The organism is Chroococcidiopsis cubana SAG 39.79 (assembly GCF_003991895.1).
GTDB lineage: Bacteria > Cyanobacteriota > Cyanobacteriia > Cyanobacteriales > Chroococcidiopsidaceae > Chroococcidiopsis > Chroococcidiopsis thermalis.
The window spans coordinates 1-5,946 of record NZ_RSCK01000181.1 but is presented as its reverse complement, the minus strand read 5'-3'; the positions used below and the strand labels follow the sequence as shown (position 1 = coordinate 5,946).

8 protein-coding genes are annotated in these 5,946 nt (G+C 40.1%); all 8 read left to right on the top strand.

Annotation, left to right across the window (positions count from 1 at the left end; all coding sequences use genetic code 11):
- Positions 1-91 precede the first annotated feature (91 nt).
- The 8 genes from DSM107010_RS36375 to DSM107010_RS42665 all read left to right on the top strand — a co-directional run bounded on the left by DSM107010_RS36375 (position 92) and on the right by DSM107010_RS42665 (position 5,885).
- Complete coding sequence (locus DSM107010_RS36375) at positions 92-394, top strand: tyrosine-protein kinase family protein (protein WP_199756015.1); 303 nt, start codon at positions 92-94, stop codon at positions 392-394.
- Positions 395-515: 121 nt separating this feature from the next.
- Positions 516-1,343 (top strand): ABC transporter permease, encoded by an 828-nt coding sequence (locus DSM107010_RS36370; RefSeq protein WP_106170528.1) that lies wholly within the window; start codon positions 516-518, stop codon positions 1,341-1,343.
- Positions 1,344-1,359: 16 nt separating this feature from the next.
- Positions 1,360-2,637 (top strand): ABC transporter ATP-binding protein, encoded by a 1,278-nt coding sequence (locus tag DSM107010_RS36365; RefSeq protein ID WP_106170531.1) that lies wholly within the window; start codon positions 1,360-1,362, stop codon positions 2,635-2,637.
- An 18-nt stretch (positions 2,638-2,655) separates the two neighbouring features.
- Positions 2,656-3,171, top strand: a complete 516-nt coding sequence (locus tag DSM107010_RS36360; RefSeq protein ID WP_127025303.1) for a hypothetical protein — start codon at positions 2,656-2,658, stop codon at positions 3,169-3,171.
- A gap of 440 nt (positions 3,172-3,611) precedes the next feature.
- Complete coding sequence (locus DSM107010_RS36355) at positions 3,612-3,878, top strand: acyl carrier protein (protein WP_106170539.1); 267 nt, start codon at positions 3,612-3,614, stop codon at positions 3,876-3,878.
- A gap of 29 nt (positions 3,879-3,907) precedes the next feature.
- Positions 3,908-4,825, top strand: coding sequence for an aminoacyl--tRNA ligase-related protein (locus tag DSM107010_RS36350; RefSeq protein ID WP_127025300.1), 918 nt, complete (start codon positions 3,908-3,910; stop codon positions 4,823-4,825).
- A 123-nt stretch (positions 4,826-4,948) separates the two neighbouring features.
- Positions 4,949-5,749, top strand: coding sequence for a class I SAM-dependent methyltransferase (locus tag DSM107010_RS36345; protein ID WP_127025298.1), 801 nt, complete (start codon positions 4,949-4,951; stop codon positions 5,747-5,749).
- 7 nt (positions 5,750-5,756) lie between these two features.
- On the top strand, positions 5,757-5,885 hold the full coding sequence (locus tag DSM107010_RS42665) for a glycosyltransferase (protein WP_277871369.1): 129 nt from the start codon (positions 5,757-5,759) through the stop codon (positions 5,883-5,885).
- The last annotated feature ends 61 nt before the right edge of the window (positions 5,886-5,946 follow it).

Genomic DNA, 5,946 nt, shown 5'->3' with positions numbered 1-5,946 from the left:
GGCTTTGCTCCTACAAGGTTGAGCGCATAATTGCATCTTAGCTCAACTGGTATTCTGTTTGATAGAAACCGCCTTAATCGACTCACAGCGAATGGCTGCATTGGTTAGTTCTTTAAGCGATCGCTACGATTTCGTCATCATCGACGCTCCGCCTTTGGTAGTAGCGGCAGATGCTCTGACTCTAGGAAAAATTACCGATGGAATTTTGTTGGTCGCTAGGCTAGGGGTGGTCGATTATACTAATGCAGCTGCGGCAAGAGAGGCTCTCAAATGTTCCTGTCAGACAGTGCTGGGAGTTGTTGCCAATAGCGTTCCGTCCGAAAATCGACCTTACAGTTCCTTCCATTCTCAAAGTCAAGACAATCTCGATACCACAGTAGTCTCTAGTAGGTGAAATGGTAATAGGTAATGGGTAATGGATCGGTTGTCAATGTAGAGACGTTACATGTAACGTCTCTACAAAGGATAGTTAGCGCTCTGTAACCTTCGATTTCCGACTTCCACCCTTCATCAACATGAAAACGCGCGAGATCGTATTAGAAGCAGGCAAAACTGAAAGTCAGTATTGGCGAGATGTTTGGGACTATCGCGAATTATTATATTTCCTCGCTTGGCGAGATATTTTGGTTCGGTACAAACAAACCGCGATCGGTATTCTCTGGGCGCTGATTCGACCGTTTCTCACTACGATCGTGCTGACAGTAGTTTTTAGCGTTTTGGCTAAATTGCCCTCAGAAGGAAACGTGCCTTACCCGATTATGGTGTTCGCCGCAATGCTACCCTGGCAATTTTTTGCGAATGCCCTGACCGAGTGTAGCAATAGCTTAATTACGAACTCTCAAATTATTTCTAAGATTTATTTTCCTCGCTTAATCGTTCCCGTAAGTGCAGTTGTGGTCTGCTTTATAGATTTTTTAATTTCTGGTATGATATTACTAGCTTTAATGGCATGGTACAATTTCGTACCTGATTGGCGAATTCTCACACTACCTTTATTTACTGCGATCGCCTTTGCTGCGGCAATAGGTGCTGGTCTATGGTTAGCAGCCTTAACAGTCGAATATCGAGATTTTCGCCATGTCGTACCGTTTCTCGTTCAAGTCGGTCAATACATCTCGCCTGTAGGTTTTAGTAGCAATATCGTTCCCGAACAGTGGCGATTGCTATATTCTCTAAATCCGATGGTAGGGGTGATTGATGGGTTCCGTTGGGCAATTTTAGGGGGAGAAGCTCAACTTTACCTACCAGGATTAATTCTGAGCGTAGGCTTAGTTTTACTCTTACTGACTAGCAGTATTTGGTATTTTCGACGCACGGAGCGCACCTTCGCAGACGTGATTTAAATTGTAGGAATAGATCGTGTCACAAACCGTTATTCGTGTCGAGCAGTTGGGAAAAAAATATCTGCTAGCGCAGCAAGCAGGTGGATATACTAATTTGCGAGAAAAAATTACTGAGAAAACCAAGTCTTTAACTCAAAGAATATTAACGCCCAAACGCACGCACAAATTTAAACCAACTCGCGAAGAATTTTGGGCGCTCAAGGATGTTTCATTTGAAGTTAAGCAGGGCGAGTGCGTTGGTATTATCGGTGGAAACGGAGCCGGAAAATCAACACTACTAAAAGTTTTAAGCCGCATTACCGAACCAACCAAAGGTAAAATCCGAATTAAAGGTCGAGTTGCTAGTCTTTTAGAAGTAGGAACGGGTTTTCACCCAGAACTGACAGGAAGAGAAAACATTTATCTCAACGGCGCAATTCTGGGAATGAGTAAAGTTGAAATTAAAAGTAAATTTGATGAAATTGTTGCTTTTGCGGAAGTCGAAAAATTTTTAGATACGCCCGTAAAGCGCTATTCTTCCGGCATGTACGTCAGACTAGCATTTGCTGTTGCCGCTCATCTAGAACCAGAGATTTTAATTATCGATGAAGTCTTAGCAGTAGGAGATATAGCATTTCAAAAGAAGTGTTTGGGTAAAATGGAAAATGTAGCGACTCAAGAAGGTCAGACGGTTTTATTTGTCAGTCATAATATGCAAATGGTTCAAGCTTTGTGTGCTAAAGCTTGCTTACTCAAAGCCGGAAGTATAGCGGCTCAAGGAAATTCAGGTGATGTCATCGAGCAATATCTATTATCCTTGCGATCGCTAACACAACTCAATTCAACTATATTGGAACAGCGACAGGATCGCTCTGGAGATGGCAGCGCAAAATTAACTTTTATTAATATTGAAGATGGCGATGGAAATAAAGTTATTTGTTCGATTAGCCGCCTAAAACTCACCATCGGCTACCGTAGTGAAAAACCAATTTACTCACCACGACTTTTAGTCACTATCTACGATTACAACAATGAATATGCCATTTTTGCCCTAGATAGTAATGTTGTAGGAGGAGTTCCCGAGCTTCTTCCTGCTGAAGGTACGGTGACTTGCATTACAGAACCAATGTATCTGACACCAGGGCGATGTCGCGTTGAACTGGAGTTACTCAGAGGTGAAATTCTGCTTGACTGTATTGAATATGCCACATGTTTTGATGTAGAAGCTTACGATATTTATGGCTCGGGTAAGTCACCTCCTCGCAGTTGGGCGACTTGCCTGCTGCGATACCAATGGTCTACTAATGTAGGCTAATTTCAGTTGAGAAACAATATGGTTTCACTCCAAAAAATAGATCGTTCGATGTATGAAGAGGTTTTTCCTTTACTTTTAGATTTAAATGCTCAAGTTAATTGGAGAAACGTTTTTGATTATAATTGGCAGGCGGAAGATTATTGCGGTTATGGATTGTTTGATGGCAAAGAAGTTGTTGGTTTTTTAGGATTAATTTTTAGTCGTAGAGCGATCGCCGATCGCGTTGAGAATTTTTGTAACATTCATAGTTGGATAGTCAAACCGCAATATAGGGATCGCAGTCTATCGTTACTTCTACCCGTTTTGAGGTTAAAAGATTGTACGCTGACAGATCTCAGTCCAGCCCCTAGAGCGATCGAAATCCTGCAAAAGCTAGGATTTAAAAGATTAGATTCAAAGCTACGTGTATTACTACCAGTTAGCGGCAGAAATAGGAGTGCGATCGAGATAGTTCACCTATCTCAAGAAAAACCTCAAATAGCAGAGCAGTTCTCAAAACAAGATTTAAAATTATTTCAAGACCATAGCAGTTAGAATAACTGCTATCATTTATTAATTGACAATGGCAAAAATTATTGCTACGTCATATATACTATAGTGAAACAAGCATTTCTTTCACACTGCTACATTCAATACATCAGCAATATTCAAATATTTTCGCAGTACAGCGGCGCAATCCGTTCTGAAATAATCAGGCACAGTCGTATTCCTTTAGTTGTGGTAGATTCGCGGCTCATCGCGCCGTTCAAATTACCATTCAGTTACGATTTACCGTTTAGTTTTCCCAAACTTTACAGGTCTTCTAGCTTAAAACTAGCTCAAATTGATAATTTATACTCAGAACTTATTTTATTAAATTTTAGTTTAATTCCGAGTAACTTAAAAGAATTGCGTGGTTTATGGCATGAAACCAAATATTGGTACGAAATAAAGAATACATTTAAAAAAAATACTTGTGGAATAAGTGAGTAAAAATGATTGTCAAAAAAAATCAAAATATAGGACAGCAGATTCGCCAATTTATCTTGGAGGAATTCCCACAGGCAAACGAGCGATCGCTCGGCGAGAATGAAACTTTCTTAGGCAGCGATATTGTTGACTCTTTAGGTATTGTCAAATTAATGACTTTTGTAGAAACTGAATTTGACATAACTGTAGAAGACGAAGACCTTCAACCCGAAAATTTTCAATCAATCGCGAGTTTAAGTGAGTTTGTGAAAACTAAACTCGCCCAAAAATAATATTTGACGCTCGGAGGTTTAAGCTAGTAATGTCATCGGAAACTTTTGCTTCACTAGAGTCAGAAAATATCTACAGTTGCTTTAATTCTGACGCAGGGCTACTAACCCTACAGGGTTCTCAGGTAGAACTGCGACGGCGACTTGATGCCTTGTTTTGTAGCTGGGCAGAAGTAGTAGGAGCAATTGAGTATTCCTTTCCGCCAGTACTATCGGTTTATTCCCTTGATTTGGCTGACTACTTCAGCTCTTTTCCACACTTAGCTACCCTAACAACGCAAATCGACAGTAACAATGAGGGAATGAAGCGGTTTGTCGATTCCACCAGAAACGAAAGGCTGACCGAAGTAGACCAAAATTACCTTACGCCAGCACGCTACGTATTACCGTCAGCAGCTTGCTACGCAGTTTACAACCACCTGAGCAACAAAAAACTGCAAAATGACCTTTTCATTACCGTTTGTTCCCCCTGTTTCCGCCAAGAGTCAATCTATAAAGCAGGCGAACGACAGTGGACTTTTCATATGAGAGAAATCGTCTGTATCGGTCGTCAAGAGACAGTCCGAAATTTTCTCAATACCTACCGTCAGTTGATTACAGAAATACTCGACCAGGCTAAATTACCTTTTCAACTTCGCGAAGCCACCGATCCTTTCTTTGACAAACGCGATCCCGCACTGATTTTACAAAAATTAGAACCGCTAAAATATGAATTTCTTTATCGCGATCGCTTGGCAATTACTTCGCTCAACTTTCACCGTAAATTTTTTGGCGATCGCTTTAACATTCAAGACTGCACCGGAGAACCAGCCTATACAGGTTGTGTGGCTTTTGGTTTAGAACGCTGGTTATCTGCTTGCATTCGCGAGTACGGTCAAAACTGGGAAAATTTACCTGCTGTTTTACAGAAAAAGGAGCCAGAAGTCAGGAGTCAGGAGTCAGGAGAATAAAAAAACTCTAGTTATGGGTAATCGCGCCCGTAAAAAACAAACAATTACAACAATCTGAGTTAAAAGAAAATTTTCGACTTTAATGAAGTTGACAAATACAACATTTAACAAAGGACATGAATTATGTCAATCGATCTGTTTAATCAAACCTTATATGAAAAGCCAAGTACTGTTAAAGAGTATATATGCACGCAAAAAGACTTATGGATAGAAGAAAAAACTATTTTTGAAAAGTACGAGCAGCATATCAAAGATAAGGCGATTCTTGATGTTGGTTGTGGTGGTGGGAGAACAGCGATCGCATTAAGCGAACTAACCTCAAATTATACGGGGATTGATTATTCGATGGAAATGGTGAAAGCGTGTCAAAAATGGCATAGCTCTCTAAATTTCATACATGGTGATGCTAGCGATATGCATATGTTTGATGGGGAAAGCTTTGATTTTATCATTTTTTCATTTAATGGCATAGATTGCATGTCGCATGAAAAGAGAATAAAAACATTGAAAGAAATTTATAGAGTTTTAAAAAGTGGCGGAATATTTGCATTTTCCAGCCATAATTTAGACGATCGCAAAATTGTCACTGCCTTTAATAAGTACGACATGAAACGTCCGCGAGCGATCGCAAGAAATCTTTTTAACGTTATGAGTTATTTGAAAGTAAGAAAGTATCAGATACACACTGATACATATGAAATTCTTAGCGATCTTTTAGCCGGATTCGGACATTTGACATATTACATTAGAAAGCAAGAGCAGGTAAAGCAGCTTGTAAATATCGGTTTTAAAAACATTGCTATTCTCAATCGCCAAGCCCAGTTCGTTGATATTAATTCTTTAGATAGAGATAGCGAGTGGTTGCACTACGTTTGTCAAAAACCTACTAGTGACGATCGCAATGAAGACAGTCAGCAAAAGTGAAACGATCGTGGACAAACCTCTCGTTTCTGGGATTGTTATCTTCCTCAATGAAGAACGGTTTATTGAGGAAGCGATCGCCAGTGTCTTTGCCCAGACTTACAACAACTGGGAACTGCTACAGGGCAAACGCATCTAATAAAAGCATAATGAAATACTAAGAAGCGCTTTGGGCTAAAAATTCTGGAAATAGCAGAGCG